Source organism: uncultured Sulfitobacter sp. (assembly GCF_947499945.1).
Taxonomy (GTDB): domain Bacteria; phylum Pseudomonadota; class Alphaproteobacteria; order Rhodobacterales; family Rhodobacteraceae; genus Sulfitobacter.
The window spans coordinates 1,778,136-1,798,152 of sequence record NZ_CANMQD010000001.1; the positions used below are offsets into that span (position 1 = coordinate 1,778,136).

Consider the following 20,017-nt stretch of genomic DNA (forward strand, 5'->3'; position numbering starts at 1 on the left):
TCATGATAAAAAAAGCAGACTTGCCCGACACGATCCCGATCTTCCCGCTGGGTGGAGCGCTGCTGCTGCCGCGCTCACGATTGCCGCTGCATATATTTGAGCCGCGGTATCTCCAGATGATCGAGGATGCGCTGAAAACATCCACCCGAATGATCGGGATGGTGCAACCGAATGTCGTGCCTGGCCGTGAAGGTACGGGCTTACACACGATTGGCTGCGGCGGGCGGATTAGCCAGTTTTCCGAGACTGAGGACGGGCGTTACATGGTAACTCTCGCAGGCATATCGCGTTTTCGCGTTGTCAAAGAGGTAGAGGGTTTCACTCCTTATCGTCGCTGCGATGTATCATGGGAGGGGTTCGACCTCGACCTTGAGCCAGAGGAGACAGATACCGCCTTTAAGCGGAAACCTTTTTTGGATGCTTTGGGTCGATATTTCGACGTGCGCGGCTTATCGGCTGATTGGGAAACGCTCAAAGATGCTGATGACGAGTTGCTGATCAATTCCTTGTCGATGATGCTTGATTTCGACGCTGATGAAAAACAGGCGCTGCTTGAAGCGCCTTCGCTTAGCACACGGCGCGAGACGTTGGTGACATTGATTGAATATGCTCTGCGTGGTGGCAGCGAAGGCGATATGATGCAATGAGCGACACAGTCGTCGAATTCGACCGTCGTATGTTGGAGGCACTGATTTGTCCGCGCAGCCAGCAGACATTGCGTTATGACGCAGAGCGGCAAGAGCTGATATCAAAGTCAGCAGGCCTCGCTTATCCCATCCGCAATGGTATTCCAGTGATGCTTATTGATGAGGCTAGGGTGCTGGACTAAAGCGGTAGGCCCCGCATCAGGCGGGGCAGATCACCATTTAGTCCAGCCGCTTCGCGAATGAAGCCTCGTCGTAATGTCGGTAAGGCGCTGACGATCCCCATACCAATATCACGGGCAATGCGGATCAAAGTGTTATCGTTCGAGAACAGTCGGTTAAAGCTGTCTGTCGCGAGCGCCAGTGCCGCGTTGTCGAACCGCCGCCATTCCTGATACCGCGCCAATGCGGCACCTGCACCAAAATCTTCGCCACGCCTTTGGGCATCTACGATCACTTCACACAAGGCTGCGATGTCGCGGAAACCTGCGTTTAGACCCTGACCTGCGATTGGATGCACACCATGCGCACTATCGCCCACCAACGCCACTCGCTGAGCGATCATTTCATGCGCCAGCGAGAGGCTCAGCGGATAGGTATAGCGGGCACCAGCCAGAGCAATTTCACCCAGAAAATCGCCGAAGCGCGGGCGCAGCACGTCAAGATACTCGGCATCTGACAAGGCGTGAACACGCGCGGCATTCTCGGCAGTCTCCGACCAGACGATCGAGCTTCGGTTGCCTGTCAACGGCAGGATTGCTAGCGGTCCTGGTGGCATGAAAAACTGGTGGGCGATGCCGTCATGTGGCAACTCATGTGCCACGGCACAGACAAGCGCGGTTTGGCCGTAGGCCCACCCTGTGCGTTTGATGCCAGCACGCTGCGCTGTCTCCGAACTGCGACCGTCCGCACCGACGCACAGCCGCGCCCGCAGCGTTTTGCCCGAAGCTAGGGTAAGTGTGATCCCTGTGGCATCCACATCCTGCGCAATCACGCGTTCATCATACATCATCTGTACGGCTTCCGAGGCTGCAACCGCCTCTACCAAAGCACGCCGTAAGTGACGGTCTTGCACCATGTGGCCCATCGGACCTTCCTCAATCTCGGCATGGTCAAAATGCATGAAGAAAGGGGACGGCCCTTCGCCTGCACGCCCGTCTGTCACTTTGATCTCCAGCATGGGCTGCGCATCGTCTGCAATCGCCTCCCATAGGCCGATCCCCTCCAACATCCGCACAGAAGTGAGCGCAAGCGCGTAGGAGCGGCCATCGAACCCGTCCTGTGTACTGGCCCCCGTTGGCAACGCATCGATGACAGTTACCTTCAGCCCGCTGGCTGCGAGGGCGAGGGCAAGGGCAGGGCCGTTTAAGCCGCCGCCGACAATGGCGATATCTGTGTCAAAATTCATGCCCCTAGATATGGCGGCTGGCAGGGGATTGTCCATGCGCCCATGCGCCGCTACCGTCATATCAATCAGATAGGGGAGAGTGACATGCAAGACTGGCTTACGATGACAGCAGCAGACCTTGGCCGTGGAATTGGGGCAGGGGAGATCGATCCAGTAGCTCTTTGCGATGCGTATCTCCATGCCATTGAAGCGCACCCGTTGCGGGACCGCATTTATGCCCGTGTCACAGCGGACCGTGCGCGCAGTGAGGCATCTGCCGCTTCGGCACGTGCGACGTCAGGCCAGCGCTTGTCGCTTCTGGACGGTGTCCCGATCAGCTGGAAAGACCTCTTTGACACCGCTGGTACCGTGACCGAAGCAGGAACAAAACTGCTTGAAGGGCGGGTGCCGGACCGTGATGCAGTGGTACTTGAAAACGCAACTGCCGCTGGACTTGTCTGCCTAGGCAAAGTGCACATGAGCGAATTGGCTTTCTCTGGACTGGGCCACAATCCGTCAACCGCAACACCGCCTTGTGTGAATGATGTCGACGCCGTTCCGGGAGGGTCGTCGTCAGGCTCTGCCGCGTCCGTTGCATATGGTTTGGCGGCGGCCAGCATCGGGTCTGATACAGGCGGTTCTGTCCGCATACCTGCGGCATGGAATGATCTGGTAGGGCTGAAGACCACCCATGGTCGATTGACGCTGGAAGGAGTGGTGCCACTCGCGCTCAAATTCGACACCATTGGTCCGCTCTGTCGTTCTGTCGAGGATGCTGCTTTGCTTACGGCTGCATTGGAGGGCAGCAAAGCACCTGACCTACGCGGCGCATCGCTAAAGGGGCGGCGTTTTGCGATTTTAGAGACTGTTATGATGGACGGCGTGCGGGATGCACCCGAAGCGGCATTTGCTCTGGCAGTGAAGCGGTTGGAAGCTGCGGGCGCAATAATCGAGACAATCGAAGTGCCCGCCGTACAACACGCGCTGGACATATCGGGTCCCTTGATCACATCCGAGGCTTATGGCCTATGGCGTGATGTTATCGAAGCTGCGCCAGAGAAAATGTATGCGGAAATCTTGCGGCGCTTCCGCCTAGGGGCGGAGCATTCAGGCCCTGACTATGTCTCGGCTTGGGCCAAACTTGATGCCGCGCGGGCGGAGTATGACCAAGCCGCTGCTGGCTATGATGCAATCCTCGCGCCCACTGCACCTGTTCTGCCGCCGAACCTTGCACGCCTGATTGCAGAGCCAGAGTATTATGTGACCGAGAACCTGCTGGCGCTGCGCAACACCCGCATCGGCAACCTTTTGGGCCTCTGCGCACTTACTCTGCCGACAGGCACGCCGAGCTGCGGTTTGATGCTTATGGGGCCGCCCGATTTTGACAATGCCATCCTGCGCTTGGGTGCAGCAGCAGAGGCTGCACTCGCCTAAGAGGCCAAAAAGCCACAAGCTGTGCATATACATTGGAATTTTCCTAGACGACGGACGACGATTTAAGCTACCTTAGGCCAAACGGGGCGACAACGATCCCGATCCGAGGCAGTTTTGATGAATTTTCCTGAGCGGTTTTCGAACCTTCCAGCTCATGCGTGGCCCCGTCTGCGTGCACTTCTTGATGTGCACGAGGGAGGCGGTCCGCTGATCCAGATGACCATAGGCGAGCCGAAACATGCGTTTCCGGCTTGGGTCACTGACGTTATTGTTCAGAATGCTGCTGGTTTTAATAGCTATCCGCCCAATGATGGCTCTCCCGCGCTACGTGCCTCTATCGCTGCTTGGGTCAATCGTCGTTACGGTGTGCAAGTGGATGCCGATACCCAAGTTATGGCGCTCAACGGCACGCGCGAAGGGCTGTACAATGCAGTCATCGCCTTGTGCCCTGAAATGAAAAACGGCAAGAAGCCTGCGATCCTGATGCCGAACCCGTTTTATCAGGTCTATATGATTGGCGCGATTTCGGGCGCTTGTGATCCCGTTATGGTGAACGCGACTGAGGCCACAGGTCATTTGCCTGATTTCCACGCTGTTGATGCCGAAACGCTTGACCGTACCGTTGCCGTCTACATCTGCTCGCCTGCGAACCCACAGGGTGCTGTGGCGAGCCGTGACTATTGGGAAGCGCTGATCCGTTTGGCGGAAAAGCATGACTTCTTTATCTTTGCGGACGAATGTTATTCCGAGATTTACCGTGACACACCGCCTGTCGGTGCATTGCAGGTTGCCCACGAGATGGAGAGCGACCTCAACCGTGTTGTGATTTTCCATAGCTTGAGCAAACGCTCGAACCTTCCCGGCCTGCGCTCAGGCTTTTGCGCTTCTGGCCCTGAGACGATGCGCGAGATCAAGCAGCTGCGAAACTATGCAGGCGCACCTTTGCCTTTGCCGTTGCAGCAGGCAGCAGCGGCTGTTTGGGACGACGAGGCCCACGTGATAAAAAGCCGCGCGATGTACGCCGAGAAGTTCGAGATTGCGGATCGTATCTTTGGCAATGTCGCAGGCTACATAAGCCCCGAAGCAGGGTTCTTCCTGTGGCTCCCCGTTGAGGATGACGAAGAAGCCGCAGTGAAGCTGTGGTGCGAAACAGGCGTAAAGGTGCTGCCCGGCGGCTACCTTGCCCAAGATGTTCCGGGCGTCGAGAACCCCGGCAAAAAATATATAAGAGCAGCCCTAGTGGCGCCAAAAGAAGAGACAGAGCGCGGCCTACAGGCCATTCGTGACTGTCTTTATGCGGTTTAAGAGGGACGAGTTAATGGCATATCAAACACGACAGCGCGAGCCTTTGCTCGACAGCAACACAGCAGAAGCGATTGAGAAGCGGGGCAAGGAATTGCTTGGCATCGCTTTGGTCGTGCTTGGTGTAATGGCAGCCATGATGATCGGTAGCTATACCCCCGATGATCCGAACTGGATGCTTGCTACAGATGCGCCTGCGCAAAACTGGCTTGGTCGTATGGGCGCGTCATTGGCCGCACCGCTGTTTATGATTGTGGGCTGGGGCGCGTGGGGCTTGGCTGTTGTGCTCTTGGTCTGGGGGGTGCGTTTTGCACTGCACCGCGGTCAAGACCGCGCCATGGGCCGCCTGATTTTCGCGCCTATTGCTGTGGCCCTTGGCGCAATTTATGCCGCGACTCTGACCCCTGGCACTGAATGGCTACAAACCCACAGCTTTGGCTTGGGTGGGTTGTTCGGTGATACGATCATGGGAGTCATTCTGACAGTTCTGCCGATTGGCTCTACCTTTACAGTCAAACTAATGTCGTTCCTTATGGGAATTGGTATCCTTGCTCTGGGTGCTTTTGTTCTTGGCTTTACCAAGGTTGAACTGACCCGCTTTGCCCGTTTCCTTTTGGTTGGTACGATCATGGTATATGCGACCTTGATGAACATCCTTGGCCGCAGTGCAGGTGGTGCAATTAACGCGGCGCAGGGGTTGCAAGCCAAACAAGCAGAGCGCCGCGAGCAGCGCCGCGCCGAGCAGGCTCAGGCAAATGCCTATGCCGCCGAATATGCACAAGCTGAGGCGCAAGTGGTCCCGGCGACCTCCCGTATGCCGCGCCTGATTGCGAGCCGCGCAGCGCCGAGCCATGCGCCTGAGTATACGACAGAGCCGGAGTATGAAGCAGCGCCAGAGCCTGAAGCAAAGCAAAGCCTTCTGGCACGCATGCCCGGCCTCATCAAACGCCCAGATGCTATGCCCGAACCTGAATTGGTCGAGACGCAGCACCAGCCTGTGCTGGAGCAAGCACCCAGCGAAGAGCGGATCAAAACCAAGATTTCCGACATTATCAAGAATCGTGTGCGCACAACAAACGCCGTCCATACGCCAACAACGGCACCCTTGACGCGTGGGCGGGGCCGTGGGCCTGATCCGCTCCTACTCAACACAACACGGCCAGAGCCGCCGTTGACTGCGCGTGTCACAAATGCAGCTGCACCAGCGGGTGTTGCGCCCGTCGAACCGCCTGTAACAGCGCGTGCAATCCCGACTGCACCTCCCGCACCCGTCTTTGCTGATGCAGCTCCGATGGAGAGCTATGACGCGTTTATGGAACCTCACGCCGATGATGAAGTGAATATTTTTGTCGAGCCGCAGGTCGTTGAAGAGGCCATACCAGAAGAGCCAATGTACACCCCAACACCCGTCGCAGCCGCAGCCCCTAAAATTCCAGTCGCCGAGCCTAAGCGCGTTGTCATGCCGATGACACGCAAGGTGGTGCCGCAAAGCAAGCAAGCTAAAGCCGAAGCGCAACCTGCGCTGTCGTTTGAGGACAGTCATCCTGGTTTTGAGTTGCCACCGCTGAGCCTGTTGGAATCAGCTGAAGATACGCCCCGCCTGCAACTGAGTGACGAAGCGTTGGAAGAAAACGCCCGCATGTTGGAGTCGGTGCTGGATGACTATGGCGTCAAAGGTGAAATTGTAGCGGTTCGACCCGGTCCTGTTGTCACTATGTACGAGCTTGAGCCCGCTCCCGGCCTCAAAGCGTCCCGTGTGATTGGCCTTGCTGATGATATCGCCCGTTCCATGGCGGCCCTGTCGGCACGTGTTTCCACTGTGCCAGGCCGCTCCGTGATCGGAATCGAATTGCCAAATGAGAACCGCGAAAAGGTCGTGTTGCGCGAGATAATCAGCAGTCGCGACTTTGGCGATGGTAACCAGAACCTGCCGCTTGCTCTTGGCAAGGATATCGGTGGTGAACCTGTGGTGGCGAACCTTGCCAAGATGCCTCACCTGCTCATCGCGGGTACGACGGGTTCGGGTAAATCTGTGGCGATTAACACCATGATCCTTTCGCTGCTGTATAAACTCAGCCCCGAAGAATGCCGCATGATCATGATCGACCCCAAGATGCTGGAACTCAGCGTCTATGACGGTATCCCGCATCTGCTTTCGCCCGTTGTGACGGATCCCAAGAAGGCGCTTGTAGCGCTCAAGTGGACTGTGGGCGAGATGGAAGACCGGTATCGTAAGATGTCCAAAATGGGCGTGCGCAACATCGAAGGGTATAACGGCCGAGTGAAAGAAGCGCTGGCTAAAGGTGAGATGTTCTCGCGCACTGTGCAAACCGGCTTTGACGATGATACTGGCGAGCCGATCTTTGAGACAGAAGAAAACACACCCGAAAAGCTGCCCTACATCGTCGTGATCGTAGACGAGATGGCCGACTTGATGATGGTTGCCGGCAAAGAGATCGAAGCCTGCATTCAGCGTCTGGCGCAGATGGCACGCGCCTCTGGTATCCACCTCATCATGGCGACACAGCGTCCTTCCGTGGATGTAATCACCGGCACGATCAAGGCGAACTTCCCCACACGGATTTCATTCCAAGTGACCAGTAAAATCGACAGCCGCACCATTCTGGGTGAGATGGGCGCCGAGCAGTTGTTGGGCATGGGTGACATGCTTTATATGGCGGGAGGATCGAAAGTAGTTCGCTGTCATGGTCCGTTTGTGAGCGACGAGGAGGTTGAAGAGATCGTCAACCATCTCAAGCAATTTGGCGAGCCCGAGTACGTATCTGGCGTAGTCGAAGGGCCGCCTGAGGACAAAGAGAACGATATTGATACAGTGTTAGGCCTCAACACTGGTGGCAATACCGATGGTGAAGATGCGCTCTATGATACTGCCGTGGCGATTGTGACCAAAGACCGTAAATGCTCGACATCATATATCCAACGCAAACTTGCGATTGGTTATAACAAGGCCGCCCGTTTGGTTGAGCAGATGGAGGATCAAGGACTGGTCTCCCCTGCAAACCATGTCGGTAAGCGTGAGATACTCGTACCAGAACAGGGCTAACCTCCCCTAATGGTGCCTTCGTAAAATGGCCCCCTTTCTCAGAAGGGGGCCATTTTTATTGTTTATCGCGCCTTATACAGGAGCGTTTGACCCGATAAACCAAGCATCTTTATCAAGTTGGCGGCTCACTTCGGTGAATAAATCCTCACAATCCGCATCGCCCGCATCGGATGCGTCCTCGATGGCGTTGCGTACCCGCTTGCCTGTGACGAGGAAACGCTCTTTGAGCGCTGCGATATGCTCTTCGATTTTTATCATCTCCACAGGATAAGGATCCAGCATCGTTTTGCCTGCGGCCTCTTCCACCGTCCCTTTCGCGTGGCCACCCAAGATCACGGTACGCTCTGCCATCATATCCGCGCTGTCGCGCAACCGGTCAGCTACATCGTCGAGCAGTTCATGCACGCCGATATAGCCGGGTCCTTTGAGGTTCCAGTGCGCCTGCTTCACCGCAAGGGTTAGCGATACAAGGTCGGCAAGCCGCGCGTTGAGCAGATCAATCATCTTGTGACGGGTTTGATCATCAAGGCCTGATGTGAATGCTTCTGGCATGAAATATCTCCTTTTCGTCTTTGGTTCAGTTAGTATTACAAGTCTCCAAAGTTGCAGATCGTTCCAATATGCGCGATGTCATGCCCAAAAAACGCGCTTGATATCGCATATCAAGGTGCGGTGGCTTATGTGATAGGCATCGCCAATGAAATTATACAGGAACTGACCCATGCGATTTTTAAAAACCATCACGCTTTCCGCTGCTTTGGCAATTGCCGCAACGGGGGCCATGGCGGACAAACTGCCGTTGGGCAGTATCAGCAGCTATTTGAATGCGATGACCACAGCCCAAGGGGACTTCACCCAGATCAATGGGGATGGGACAATCTCAACCGGAACGATTTACATCAAACGGCCCGGTCGTGTGCGGTTTGAATATAATGCGCCCGATACAGGGCTGGTGATCGCAGGGTCCAACACAGTTGTGATTTACGATAAGAAATCAAATCAGGCGCCAGAGACCTATCCTCTGTCACGCACGCCCTTGTCGATTATTCTGGCGCGTAATGTGAACTTGTCGCAGGCCAAGATGGTCACGGGTCATTCCTATGATGGCACTGCGACGACGGTCACAGCGCAAGACCCCGACAACCCGCAATACGGTAACATCCAGATGAAGTTTACAGGCCCTAATCCCGAGTTGCGGCAGTGGATCATCAACGATGGCAACGGCAGCCAGACAACAGTGATTTTGGGAGAGCTGAAGAAGGGTGGAAACCTTGCTAACAAACTGTTCGATGTAGGCAGTCCCGGAACGGTTAACCGCTAAATACAAAGGGGCGCTCCCAAAAAAAAGGAGCGACCCTTTTCCTCTAACGCAGGCGGCACGCCGCAATCTGCTGTTGGTACATATCCGACCGTGTCGCTACTTTTCCTGCGACCTGTACCAGCCATGGCTTGCTGTTGTAGGAGCCACGGCGGTATCCGGTATGCCCTTCGTGATACGCCAGATATTGGTTGCGCGCGTCATCGAGAGCAACGCCGTTACGCTCGCGGGTAATATTCTTATACCACCCCATAAAGTCGGTGGCGTCATTGATATCGTCGCGGCGGGCAAAGCGGCGGTTCTCTGCTTTGACGTATTCGTCCCATGTCGCATCAAGCGCTTGGCCATAGCCAAACGCACTCGATTGGCGACCCATCGGGATCACGCCAAGGACATAACGGAACGGTGTCCGCGCATCGCCGACGAACTTGCTTTCCTGATGGATGGTTGCCATCTGCACGTGAACGGGGACGCCCCATTTACGTTCGGCCGCTTTGAAGGCTTTGTGATAATCGGGGCGCTGTTTGAGAATCGTACAGGCATTGTCCAGATCCCGCGGAGGGGTCGTGGAGGAGCCGCCACAGCTTGCCAGCAGTAGCACGACAATCATGGCGCGGAGAGGTGTTTTCATGTGATCTGCTCAATTTTAGTTTATTTTATTTTCACTGATTATAGCCGAAGACGTTGGGTTTTTACAGTAAAAACCTACAGTAGCGCCGCCAAAAGAAGCGGTAATGCGCCGACAGATATCAGGGTCGACACCACGACCAGACCTGCGACCGACTCAGCATCTGCGCCATATTTTTCGGCTAGCATATAGGAGGTTACGGCGACGGGAGTTGCCACTTGGAGCACCAGCACGCCAAAGGCGACGCGGTCCAAGGCGAAGGCCAAGCCGGCCAGCCATGCGATGCCGACACAAAAGGCCAGTTTGAGCGCCGAGAGCACCACCGCCCGACCGATTCCTTTTGGTGTAAGACGCGCTACTGCAACACCAAGTGTGATGAGCATGAGCGGAATCGCCATTTGCCCGATCAGCTCCAGTGTGTTGGTAAGAAAAAGTGGTGTTTGCCAATCTTGCCACAAAAACAGCCCACCTAAAAGCGTGGCCCAGACCAGCGGTTCGCGGAGCACTTTGCCAAAGCTACCCGCTCCTGCGACCAGCCAGACACCGAAAGTAAACGCCCAAATCGCCATAATCGAAAAGACGATGACAGCATGGCTAAGCCCTTCACCTCCAAAGGCAAATAGCGCCAAAGGTAGGCCCAGATTGCCGGTGTTGCCGAAAATCATCGGCGCGACATAGGTTCGGCGATCATAGCCGGCCACGCGGATCAGACCCCATGCGATCACTGTTACGCCCCCATAGGCGGCGACTGAAGCCAGCGAGAGGGCAGTAAGGGCTGCGGGATCAATGTCTGTCTGCATCAATGCCGTGAAGATCAGGCAGGGCACCGCAAGAGTTGTGGCAAGCTGCGTGACAAAGTTAATTCGGTATTCATATCCGAGTTTCACCCATGTAAATCCTACCGCAGCGAGCAGGAAAACAGGGGCGACGATCTCTAGAACCGTGAGTGTCAAGTTCACAGACTGTTTCCTTTAAGTAAGCGGCAAGTGTTGGACAAAATGTACTTGTTTCAAGTAAGAACCAAGAGTAGGGAGCGCATTGCAATGATTAGAACGCGCGCGAAATATCACCTGGGACAAGTGGTCCGTCATAAAAAACACCCCTTTCGCGGGGTGATTTTTGACGTGGACCCAGAGTTTGCAAATACCGAAGAATGGTATGAGTCGATTCCCGAGGAGAGCCGCCCGATCAAGGGACAGCCGTTTTATCACCTGCTCGCCGAGAACGATCAAAGCTACTATGTGGCCTATGTGTCGGAGCAAAACCTCGTTGCGGATTACAGCGGGGAGCCGGTCGATCATCCTGATATTCCTGACCTGTTCGGCCCGTTCGAGAACGGCACATATCCGCTGCATTTCCAATTGAACTAAGCGGGGGGTGCAATGCGTGCACCCCCCGTGCACCGTGTTGGCGCCCTTAGTATCCTAGCGCGCAGCCATCTTTGCGTGGATCAGACGCGCCTTCCAGAACGCCGCTTTCGTGGATCTTGATCGCCTGTGCACCGCCAATTGCTGTTCTGGGGATCGCGACAGTGTGACCCATCTCTGACAGCTCGGCGCGGATCGCATCCGAATACCCACGCTCGACATTGAGGGTGCCGTTGTCGGTGAAGGCGCGGGGCGCATCGATTGCGGCCTGTGGGTCCATCCCGAAATCGGTTAGGTTGGAGGCGAAGCGCGCGTGGCCGCAACATTGGTACGCACCGCCCATTACACCGAAGGGCATAATCACACGGCCCCCCTGACGGATCATGCCGGGGATGATGGTGTGCATCGGACGCTTGCCGCCTTTAAGCTCGTTCGGGTGGCCTTCTTCCAGCGTGAAACCTGCGCCGCGGTTTTGCATCAGCAGCCCGAATTTATCGGACGCAATGCCAGAGCCGAAGCCGTGGAAGATCGAATAGATCAACGAGACGGACATGCCGTTGCCGTCGACGACGGTGATATAGATCGTGTCTTTGTGGACGGCCTCTGAAATTGCCGCCGTACTTTGCATTGCTTTGCTCGGGTCGATGAGCGCGGCGAGGCTCTTGGCCGTGTCCATCTCAAGCATGTAATCGGCGCGGGTCGCATAATCGATATCGGCGAGGAAACGGTTGCGGGCGTCATAGGCCAGTTTGGTCGCCTCCGCCTCAATGTGGACGCGCTGTGCGCCGAGCGGGTCCATGCCTGCCATGTCGAACTGTGACAGGATGTTGAGCATCAACAGGGCTGTTGCCCCTTGCCCGTTGGGCGGATGCTCAACCACTTCGAGGTCTTTGTAGGTGCCGGAGATGGGTGTGGTGGGGGTGCAAGCAACTGCGGCAAAATCTTCAGCGGTGTGCATGCCGCCCATGGCATTGAGCGCGGCCAACATGTCTTCGGCCACTTCGCCAGTGTAGAAGGCATCGCGGCCATCTTTTGCAACGCGGCGGAGTACTTCGGCCTGTCCGGGCGCACGGAAGATATCGCCCGCTTTGGGAGCTTTGCCGCCCATGAGGTATTTGTCGCGGGCGGACCCTTGGAGGGTATCTGCGTCATTGCCCCAATCGAAAGATACGCGCGGGGCGACGACGACGCCCTCATCCGCATAGCGGATCGCGGGGGCGAGGATCGCATCAAGGCCGAGTTTGCCAACTTTGTCGGAGAGATAGCAAAAGGCATCCATCGCGGCGGGGATGGTGACGGCATGGGCAGAGTGGAGCGGGACAGTTTTTTCGCCCGCATCGCGCAGCAGTGCCGCATCTAGTGCGGCAGGGGCGCGGCCCGAGCCGTTGAGGGCGTGAACTTCGTCGCTGCCGCCCTCGGACCAGAGCACAAAGCAATCGCCGCCGATCCCTGTCATCTGTGGCTCACAAATGCCTAACAGTACAGCACCCGCGATTGCGGCATCCATGGCGTTGCCGCCGCGCTCCAGCACGTCAATGGCGGCTTTTGCGCCCAGAGGGTGTGAGGTGGCGCACATGCCACCCGTTGCCAGAACAGGGGAACGACCAGGAAATTGGAAATCACGCATCAGGGGAGCCTCACTCAATCAAAGAACTGTCGTGAACCTAATGCGGATTGGCGGGGCTGCCAATGCGAATGCCAAAGCGAATTAGGATTGCTGATGAGGGGGAGGTTAGTGCTCCGGCGCCGCGTACTGGGTGGGGGCAATAAAACGCGACGCCGGAGGAAGCTATATGCAGCTACAAGGAATGGTATGACGGTGAAGCGTGGCGGAAATGTGATCAGTGTGGGGCATGTTTGAGGAAATGCGTATTTGATTGCATTTTAGTTTAGACACCAACAGGGAGTTGCAAGCTAAGATGATTGGCGGCACCAACACGGGAGTATTTCACGTCGGTTGCAAGCGTGTGGATCAAGTACCATCCGAATCCGCCCTCGGGCATATCGTGCGTTTCGACATCAAGGTTGGGTGTTTTTGCAAGGGGTGCTGTCCCGTCTGGCATTGGCGCACCACAGTCTATTACCGTGATGTGTAAGCCATCCGCGCCGTGGCTGCCCCGAATCTCAATTGCGGTGAGTTCAGGTGTGCTCGCAAGGGCATGCTCCACCACGTTGTTGAGCGCCTCTGCCAGGACAAGTTCGACAGTGCCAGCGTCGTCCGTGTTGAGATGCAATGGCGCAAGACATGCCATCGCTTGGGCAAGCCCGTCCCGCACGGCATTCTCGGTCCCCTTCAGGGACACGGCAAAGGGGAGAAGTTCAGGCAAAGTGGTGGCTCCTGTCCCGTGTAATCATGCACGCAGCTTTGTCAGGGCGGCCTCAACCGTGGGAAAAACGCCAAATACCGAATCCATCCGTGTGAGGCGAAATACTTTATCCACTGTTGGCGTCAATCCAGCAAGAATCAGTTTGCGATCAGGGGCGAGGTTTTTCATAGCTGCTACAATCGCGCCAAGGCCGCTCGAATCGATGAACTGAACGTGGTTGAGATCAAGAACAACGGTATCAATGCCCCCTTCGGTTGTGTCACGCATGCGGTCCTTGAAGGCCAAAGCCACGGCGGCATCAATGCGCGGTTCCTGTACGGTCACAATCTGGAGGCCGTGTTCTGTTGAGCTGGTAAGTTCCATGATATATTCCTGTAAGGATTACGTGCTCTCCTCTCCTAAAGCCAAATGGCTAAGAAGTTGTAAGCACATCAAATTGGGAGAGCGGAAATGCACAAAGTGGTTATTGTAGGCGCTGCGCGCACGCCGATGGGCGGATTTCAGGGTGCGTTTTCGGAGATGACAGCGGCGGAATTGGGCGGAGCAGCTATCCGTGCAGCACTGAGCGGTGCAGGCCCAGCTGTTGTGGAAGAGGTGCTGATGGGTTGTGTTCTGCCCGCAGGTCAGGGGCAAGCGCCCGCGCGTCAGGCGGGGTTTGCCGCTGGATTGGGTGAGGAAGTACCGGCGACCACGCTCAATAAGATGTGCGGCTCTGGCATGAAAGCGGCGATGATCGGATTTGACCAGATCGCCCTTGGGCATACGGCAGTGATGGTTGCAGGCGGGATGGAAAGCATGACGAACGCGCCCTATGTGCTGCCCAAGATGCGCGGCGGGGCGCGGTTGGGCCATGCGGCTGTGGTCGATCATATGTTCCTCGACGGGTTGGAGGATGCCTATGACAAGGGGCGCTTGATGGGGACATTTGCAGAGGATTGTGCGGAAACGTTTCAGTTCACGCGTCAGGTACAGGACGACTATGCGCTGGCCTCGCTGAGCCGTGCGTTGGAGGCACAGGAGAGCGGTGCTTTTGCCGACGAAATTGCAGCGGTTGACGTGAAATCCCGCAAGGGGAGTGTGATAGTGGATGCCGACGAGCAGCCCAAGAGCGCGCGGCCTGACAAAATCCCACAACTCAAGCCTGCGTTCCGTGAAGGAGGCACTGTGACAGCGGCGAATTCTTCTTCGATCTCCGATGGCGCGGCGGCGCTTATCCTCGCCTCTGAGGAGGCTGCTAGGGCCCAAGGCCTCACCATTCGCGCTCACATAGTGGGCCATGCCAGCCATGCCCAAGCGCCAGGGCTATTCACCACTGCCCCCGTGCCTGCCGCGCAAAAACTGCTCAAGCAGATCGGCTGGAGCAAGGATGACGTGGACCTTTGGGAAGTGAACGAGGCTTTTGCTGTGGTGCCGCTCGCCTTTATGCATGAGATGGGAATCGACCACGAAAAGGTGAACGTAAACGGTGGTGCCTGTGCGTTGGGCCATCCGATTGGCGCATCGGGTGCGCGAATCATGGTGACACTCCTCAACGCATTGGAGAAACGTGGCCTGAAACGCGGTATTGCGGCCATCTGTATCGGTGGCGGCGAAGGCACTGCTATCGCGATTGAGCGCGCCTGATCCTTGTCATTTTGCCATAAACTCAACTCAAACAGAAGCACCCAAGCCCATGCCTATCGACTATGACCACCTCGCCAAAACCATCGCTGCTCTGACTGAGGGTGAAACCGATGCCGTAGCGCTCATGGCGACTGTGGCCTGCGAAGTGTACCACAGCGATGATCGTTTTGACTGGACGGGGTTTTACCGCGTGACGGGGCCACAAATGCTCAAGATCGGGCCGTATCAGGGCGGGCATGGGTGTTTGGTGATCCCGTTCAACCGCGGTGTTTGCGGTGCTGCGGCACGGACGGGTGAAGCTCAGTTGGTGCCGGATGTGGAGGCCTTTGAAGGGCATATCGCTTGTGCCAGCTCTACGCGGTCGGAATTGGTGTTGCCTGTGTTTGGGGGGCAAGGGCAGCTGTTGGGAGTGTTTGATCTGGATAGCGACCAGTTAAACGCCTTTACCCAAGCGGATGCAGACGCGCTGGCAGGTATCCTAAAAACGACATTTGCCGCCGTGAAATAATACTAGATTTTTTCACGGACCTCTGACAGGGTTTTGTCAGGACCCGCGTTTGGGAGTGGAGCGCGGGGTCTGAACAGTCCTTTTTGCTAGAGGTTCCATGCGCCACGATCTGCCTGACACCCATTTGACGCTTGGCGCTGATTTGCGTGCGCTGCGCCGTGCGCGTGGCATTACGCTTGCGCAGATGGCGCAGGCGTTGGGGCGTTCGGTGGGTTGGCTCAGTCAGGTGGAACGGGACAAATCAGAACCGTCAATCACAGACTTGCGGTTGATTGCGGCGCAATTCGATGTGCCTGTGTCGATCCTCTTTCGCCATGCGGCGGCCCCTGCGGATGAGGCGGGATATGTGGTGCGCAGTGGCACGCGGCGGCCGATCGGGTCGAGCGTGGCGGGACTGGTTGAAGAGCTACTCTCCCCCGACCTCACTGATGATTTCGAGATGGTGCATTCCACATTCGCCCCCCACAGCCGCATCAAGCACGCTGTGCAGCGGCCGACGCAAGAGGTCGGCTATGTCATTTCCGGCACGCTCGAGATGGAGATTGCTGGGAAGGTTCATACCCTGAATGCAGGCGATAGTTTTCGTGTGCGGGGGGAGCCGTTTCGCTGGGCCAATCGCACCCCTGATCCCGTGGTGGCGATCTGGGTCATCGCCCCGCCTGTGTATTGAGAGGGTTCGCTGTGTTGAATGGTTCATGTTTATGCGGGGCAGTTACTTTTACGGCCAAGGGTGCTGCGCGTGATCCTGCGGCCTGTCACTGCACGCAATGCCGCAAGCAATCAGGGCATCACTGGGCATCCGTGCAAGTGATGGATGCAGATTTAACGATTACGGGCAACCCGACATGGTTTGCATCCAGTGAAAGTGCGAAGCGCGGGTTTTGCCCGACTTGCGGGTCCTTCCTGTTTTGGAAGGGTGAAGATGATCCTGACACTGGCGTCAGCCTTGGCGCGGTGGACGGGCCAACGGGTCTGCGGCTGGAGCGCCACATTTTTACCGCCGATAAAGGCGATTATTACGACATTGCGGACACCATCCCCCAAGAGGAGCAAGAGACATGAACGATTTTCCAACCACGGCCCGTGTGGTCATCATCGGCGGCGGCGTTGTCGGCACATCTACGCTGTACCATCTGGCCAAGGCGGGTTGGAGTGATTGTGTTCTGGTAGAGAAGAACGAATTGACCGCAGGGTCGACGTGGCATGCGGCGGGGAACTGTCCGAACTTCTCTAGCTCGTGGGCTGTGATGAACATGCAGCGATATGGATTGGAGATGTACCGCACTTTGGGTGAGGATGTTGATTATCCGATGAACTACCACGTTACGGGTTCCTTACGTCTGGCGCATAGCAAAGAGCGGATGATGGAGTTTGAACGGGTAGCCTCTATGGGTGCGTATCAGGGTCTTGAAATGGGGATGCTGACGCCTGCCGAGTTGAAAGAGTACAATCCGTTCATGGAGGTGCACGACCTTGAGGGGGGTATGTGGGACCCGTTGGACGGTGACATTGATCCCGCACAGCTGACGCAAGCTTTGGCCAAGGGTGCGCGGGAGGCAGGCGGACGGATTGAGCGGTTTGCGCCTGTTGTGGGGATTGAGCGTGACGGCGATGAGTGGATCGTAAAGACCGAGAAAGGCGATATCCGCTGTGAGAAAGTCGTCAACTGCGCGGGTTATTACGCGCAGCGAGTGGGTGAGATGTTCAAGCCGTTTGGCGGACGCACGGTGCCGATGGTGACCATGTCACACCAGTATTTCCTGACCGAGCCGATTGCAGAGCTGGAGGCGTGGACGAAGGAGAAGGGGCATAAGATGCCGATGATCCGCGACGTCGATATCTCCTACTATCTGCGGCAGGATAAGAACGGCCTGAACCTTGGACCGTATGAGCGGAATTGTCAGGCGGCGTGGGTCACGCCCGAGGACCCGATGCCGGAGGATTTCTCCTTTCAGCTTTATCCCGACGATCTGGACCGTTTGGAGTTTTATATCGAGGATGCCATGGCGCGTGTGCCGATCCTTGGGACGGCTGGCGTGGGGCGCAATATCAACGGGCCTATTCCATACGCGCCTGATGGGCTGCCGATGATTGGCCCGATGCCGGGGGTTCCGAACGCCTATGAGGGGCACTCGTTCACCTTTGGCATCGCGCAAGGGGGCGGTGCGGGTAAGGTGCTGTCGGAATGGATCATGCACGGCGAGACGGAGCTGGACATGTGGGCCACTGATCCGCGCCGCTATACCGATTATACCGATCACGATCATTGTCTGGCCAAGGCGCTTGAGACTTATGGCCATGAATACGCGATGCATTTCCCGCATCATGAGTGGCCAGCAGGGCGCGATAAGAAGCTGTCGCCTGTGCATGATGAAGTGTTGGCGGCAGGCGGCCAGATGGGCGCTTACAACGGTTGGGAGCGCGCCAACTGGTTTGCGCAGCCAAGCGATGATGTGTCCGAGGAGAGCACCCAGACGTGGGACCGTGCGGGGCCTTGGGCCGTGCGTATTAAAGAAGAAGTCGAGGCGGTGCGTGACAATGTGGGCGTCTTGGACCTGCCCGGTTTCTCGCGGTTTAACCTGTCGGGCGCAGGTGCGGCGGAGTATTTGCGCGGGCGGATCACGGGCGGGTTGCCCAAGGTTGGCCGCATGAACCTTGCTTATTTCGCGGACAGTCGCGGACGGATTTTGACAGAGATGTCTATCATGCGGCACGCTGAGGATCAGTTCACGTTGATCACGGCGGCAACGGCACAATGGCATGACTTTGACGTGCTGAACAACGGGCTGCCTGAGGGGCTGAGCCTGACCGACCATACCACCGAATATTCGACGCTGATTGTGAGTGGTCCGAAATCACGGGAGCTGTTTGAGGCGATTGGGACGGAGGCTGATCTTGCGGCGTCGTGGCTGTCGATTCAGCCCGCAAAAGTCGCTGGCATCGACTGCGCTTTGGCACGTGTTTCCTTTGCTGGAGAGTTGGGTTGGGAAATCCATGCGGCGATGGCGGATATGCCTGTACTATACGCTGCCGTATTGTCTGCTGGTGCTAAGCCATTTGGTATGTATGCGCTGAACTCGATGCGGATCGAGAAGGGGTACCGCGCGTGGAAGGGTGATTTGTCGACTGATTACACTTTGTTGGAAGCGGGACTGGAGCGTTGGGTCAAGCTCGATAAATCGCAAGATTACACGGGTAAGGCGGCGCTGATTGCGCAGAAAGCCGAGGGCGTAAAGAAGCGGTTTGTGACCATGATTGTCGAGGCGGGGGATCAGGACGCGCCCTATATGTCGACGGTCTATCATGATGGAAAAGTTGTGGGTGAGACGACCAGCGGCGACTGGGGCTACCGCGTAGACGCAAGCATCGCGCTGGGCACGATCCGCGCTGATCTTGCGGTGGAAGGAACCGAGTTGGAAGTCAACATTTTCGGGCGTATGTGCAAGGCAATTGTACAAGCGGACCGCCCACTCTGGGATCCCGAAAATGAAAGATTACGCGCATGACAAACATCACCCTTCTGGACGGCTCTATCGGGCAAGAACTGGTGAAACGGGACAATGGCCCGCCGACCAACCTGTGGTCGACCAGTGTGATGATGGAAAAGCCTGAATTGGTGCGCGGCGTGCATGACGATTATTTTGCCGCGGGGGCGTCGGTGGCGACCTCCAATACCTATGCTGTTCACCTGAACCGTTTGGAGCGGGCGGGGATTGCGAACAAGCAGGGCGAACTGATGGATATTGGCGTGACACAGGCCGTGGCTGCGCGTGATGCGCATGGCGCTGGGCGTGTGGCGGGGGCGATGGGGCCGCTGCTCGCGACGTATCGCCCTGATCTGCAACCTGATGTGGGGGTGGCGAAGGATCAGTTTGCCCAGCACATCCTCCTGTTGGGGGACCGCATTGATTTTCTGCTGGCGGAAACTGTCTGCTCGCTTCAGGAGGCGGAGGGGATTTTTCAGGGGTATGAGGCGTCTGGCACGGATAAGCCACTCTGGATGGCGTTTTCTGTCGATGATCAGGACGGCACGAAACTGCGCTCAGGCGAGCCGTTGTTTGTAGTGACGGAGATGCTCAACCACTACAAACCCGCTGCCGTATTGCTGAACTGTTCTATGCCAGAGGCGATCACGCAGGGCCTGCCGATGCTGACCGATTGCGGGCTGCCGTTTGGCGGCTATGCCAACGGGTTCACGATGATTACCGACGACTTCAAGAAAGACGCGCCAACGGTCGATGCGCTGAGTGCGCGAACCGATCTGACGCCTGACACATATGCGGACCATGTCATGAATTGGGTCGGTGCGGGGGCCACGATTGTGGGTGGCTGCTGTGAAGTTGGTCCAGATCATATTGCTGAAATTGCCCGTCGCTTGCGCGATGCGGGCCACACCATCGTTTAAGAAGGGTCTT

The 20,017-nt window shown here is 56.8% G+C and carries 20 protein-coding genes; 13 read left to right on the plus strand and 7 right to left on the minus strand.

Annotated features, from left to right (window positions below; translation table 11 throughout):
• Window positions 1–2 precede the first annotated feature (2 nt).
• Window positions 3–647 (plus strand): LON peptidase substrate-binding domain-containing protein, encoded by a 645-nt coding sequence (locus Q0775_RS08860; RefSeq protein WP_298859376.1) that lies wholly within the window; start codon window positions 3–5, stop codon window positions 645–647.
• Window positions 644–829, plus strand: a complete 186-nt coding sequence (locus tag Q0775_RS08865) for a Trm112 family protein (protein ID WP_298859378.1) — start codon at window positions 644–646, stop codon at window positions 827–829. Before Q0775_RS08860 ends, Q0775_RS08865 begins: the two co-directional genes overlap by 4 nt.
• On the opposite strand, the gene Q0775_RS08870 is transcribed toward Q0775_RS08865, so the two are convergent.
• The gene (locus tag Q0775_RS08870) at window positions 826–2,052 is read right to left on the minus strand and encodes an FAD-dependent monooxygenase (protein WP_298859380.1); all 1,227 of its coding nucleotides are present in this window, start codon (window positions 2,050–2,052) and stop codon (window positions 826–828) included. The two genes, Q0775_RS08865 and Q0775_RS08870, sit on opposite strands and share 4 nt — an antisense overlap.
• A gap of 84 nt (window positions 2,053–2,136) precedes the next feature.
• Between Q0775_RS08870 and Q0775_RS08875 the strand changes: the two genes are divergently transcribed.
• The 3 genes from Q0775_RS08875 (at window position 2,137) to Q0775_RS08885 (ending at window position 7,831) form a co-directional block, all read left to right on the plus strand.
• A complete protein-coding gene (locus tag Q0775_RS08875) occupies window positions 2,137–3,465 on the plus strand; it encodes an amidase family protein (protein ID WP_298859382.1) in 1,329 nt (442 codons plus the stop codon).
• A gap of 117 nt (window positions 3,466–3,582) precedes the next feature.
• A complete protein-coding gene (locus Q0775_RS08880) occupies window positions 3,583–4,770 on the plus strand; it encodes an aminotransferase class I/II-fold pyridoxal phosphate-dependent enzyme (protein WP_298859384.1) in 1,188 nt (395 codons plus the stop codon).
• Window positions 4,771–4,783: 13 nt separating this feature from the next.
• Window positions 4,784–7,831, plus strand: coding sequence for a DNA translocase FtsK (locus tag Q0775_RS08885; RefSeq protein WP_298859386.1), 3,048 nt, complete (start codon window positions 4,784–4,786; stop codon window positions 7,829–7,831).
• Between the two features lie 72 nt (window positions 7,832–7,903).
• Here Q0775_RS08885 and dps read toward each other — a convergent pair whose 3' ends face one another.
• A complete protein-coding gene (gene dps / locus Q0775_RS08890) occupies window positions 7,904–8,383 on the minus strand; it encodes a DNA starvation/stationary phase protection protein Dps (protein ID WP_298859388.1) in 480 nt (159 codons plus the stop codon).
• 169 nt (window positions 8,384–8,552) lie between these two features.
• Here dps and Q0775_RS08895 point away from each other — a divergent pair, with 169 nt between their 5' ends.
• Window positions 8,553–9,152 carry an outer membrane lipoprotein carrier protein LolA gene (locus Q0775_RS08895; RefSeq protein ID WP_298859390.1) on the plus strand — a complete coding sequence of 200 codons (600 nt, stop codon included), beginning with the start codon at window positions 8,553–8,555 and terminating at the stop codon, window positions 9,150–9,152.
• A 43-nt stretch (window positions 9,153–9,195) separates the two neighbouring features.
• Here the strand turns inward: Q0775_RS08895 and Q0775_RS08900 are convergent, their stop codons facing one another.
• Both Q0775_RS08900 and Q0775_RS08905 read right to left on the minus strand, forming a co-directional pair.
• Window positions 9,196–9,780 carry a lytic transglycosylase gene (locus Q0775_RS08900; RefSeq protein ID WP_298859394.1) on the minus strand — a complete coding sequence of 195 codons (585 nt, stop codon included), beginning with the start codon at window positions 9,778–9,780 and terminating at the stop codon, window positions 9,196–9,198.
• Window positions 9,781–9,854: 74 nt separating this feature from the next.
• The gene (locus Q0775_RS08905) at window positions 9,855–10,736 is read right to left on the minus strand and encodes an AEC family transporter (protein ID WP_298859396.1); all 882 of its coding nucleotides are present in this window, start codon (window positions 10,734–10,736) and stop codon (window positions 9,855–9,857) included.
• An 84-nt stretch (window positions 10,737–10,820) separates the two neighbouring features.
• Here Q0775_RS08905 and hspQ point away from each other — a divergent pair, with 84 nt between their 5' ends.
• Window positions 10,821–11,147 (plus strand): heat shock protein HspQ, encoded by a 327-nt coding sequence (hspQ, locus tag Q0775_RS08910; RefSeq protein WP_025064227.1) that lies wholly within the window; start codon window positions 10,821–10,823, stop codon window positions 11,145–11,147.
• Between the two features lie 46 nt (window positions 11,148–11,193).
• On the opposite strand, the gene Q0775_RS08915 is transcribed toward hspQ, so the two are convergent.
• The 3 genes from Q0775_RS08915 to Q0775_RS08925 form a co-directional block, all read right to left on the minus strand.
• Window positions 11,194–12,771: a gamma-glutamyltransferase family protein gene (locus Q0775_RS08915; protein ID WP_298859404.1), complete on the minus strand. Its 1,578-nt coding sequence runs from the start codon at window positions 12,769–12,771 to the stop codon at window positions 11,194–11,196.
• Window positions 12,772–13,033: 262 nt separating this feature from the next.
• Window positions 13,034–13,471 (minus strand): ATP-binding protein, encoded by a 438-nt coding sequence (locus Q0775_RS08920; protein ID WP_298859406.1) that lies wholly within the window; start codon window positions 13,469–13,471, stop codon window positions 13,034–13,036.
• A gap of 24 nt (window positions 13,472–13,495) precedes the next feature.
• Window positions 13,496–13,834 (minus strand): STAS domain-containing protein, encoded by a 339-nt coding sequence (locus tag Q0775_RS08925; RefSeq protein ID WP_298859408.1) that lies wholly within the window; start codon window positions 13,832–13,834, stop codon window positions 13,496–13,498.
• Window positions 13,835–13,921: 87 nt separating this feature from the next.
• On the opposite strand from Q0775_RS08925, the gene Q0775_RS08930 reads away from it, so the two are divergent.
• The 6 genes from Q0775_RS08930 to Q0775_RS08955 all read left to right on the plus strand — a co-directional run bounded on the left by Q0775_RS08930 (window position 13,922) and on the right by Q0775_RS08955 (window position 20,007).
• Window positions 13,922–15,094 carry an acetyl-CoA C-acyltransferase gene (locus Q0775_RS08930; protein WP_298859410.1) on the plus strand — a complete coding sequence of 391 codons (1,173 nt, stop codon included), beginning with the start codon at window positions 13,922–13,924 and terminating at the stop codon, window positions 15,092–15,094.
• A gap of 49 nt (window positions 15,095–15,143) precedes the next feature.
• Window positions 15,144–15,602 carry a GAF domain-containing protein gene (locus Q0775_RS08935; RefSeq protein WP_298859412.1) on the plus strand — a complete coding sequence of 153 codons (459 nt, stop codon included), beginning with the start codon at window positions 15,144–15,146 and terminating at the stop codon, window positions 15,600–15,602.
• Between the two features lie 97 nt (window positions 15,603–15,699).
• Window positions 15,700–16,272, plus strand: coding sequence for an XRE family transcriptional regulator (locus Q0775_RS08940; RefSeq protein ID WP_298859414.1), 573 nt, complete (start codon window positions 15,700–15,702; stop codon window positions 16,270–16,272).
• An 11-nt stretch (window positions 16,273–16,283) separates the two neighbouring features.
• Complete coding sequence (locus Q0775_RS08945) at window positions 16,284–16,664, plus strand: GFA family protein (protein WP_298859416.1); 381 nt, start codon at window positions 16,284–16,286, stop codon at window positions 16,662–16,664.
• Window positions 16,661–19,108 carry an FAD-dependent oxidoreductase gene (locus Q0775_RS08950; protein WP_298859419.1) on the plus strand — a complete coding sequence of 816 codons (2,448 nt, stop codon included), beginning with the start codon at window positions 16,661–16,663 and terminating at the stop codon, window positions 19,106–19,108. The genes Q0775_RS08945 and Q0775_RS08950 overlap by 4 nt, the downstream gene beginning before the upstream one ends.
• Window positions 19,105–20,007, plus strand: coding sequence for a homocysteine S-methyltransferase family protein (locus Q0775_RS08955; RefSeq protein WP_298859421.1), 903 nt, complete (start codon window positions 19,105–19,107; stop codon window positions 20,005–20,007). The genes Q0775_RS08950 and Q0775_RS08955 overlap by 4 nt, the downstream gene beginning before the upstream one ends.
• Window positions 20,008–20,017 lie beyond the last annotated feature (10 nt).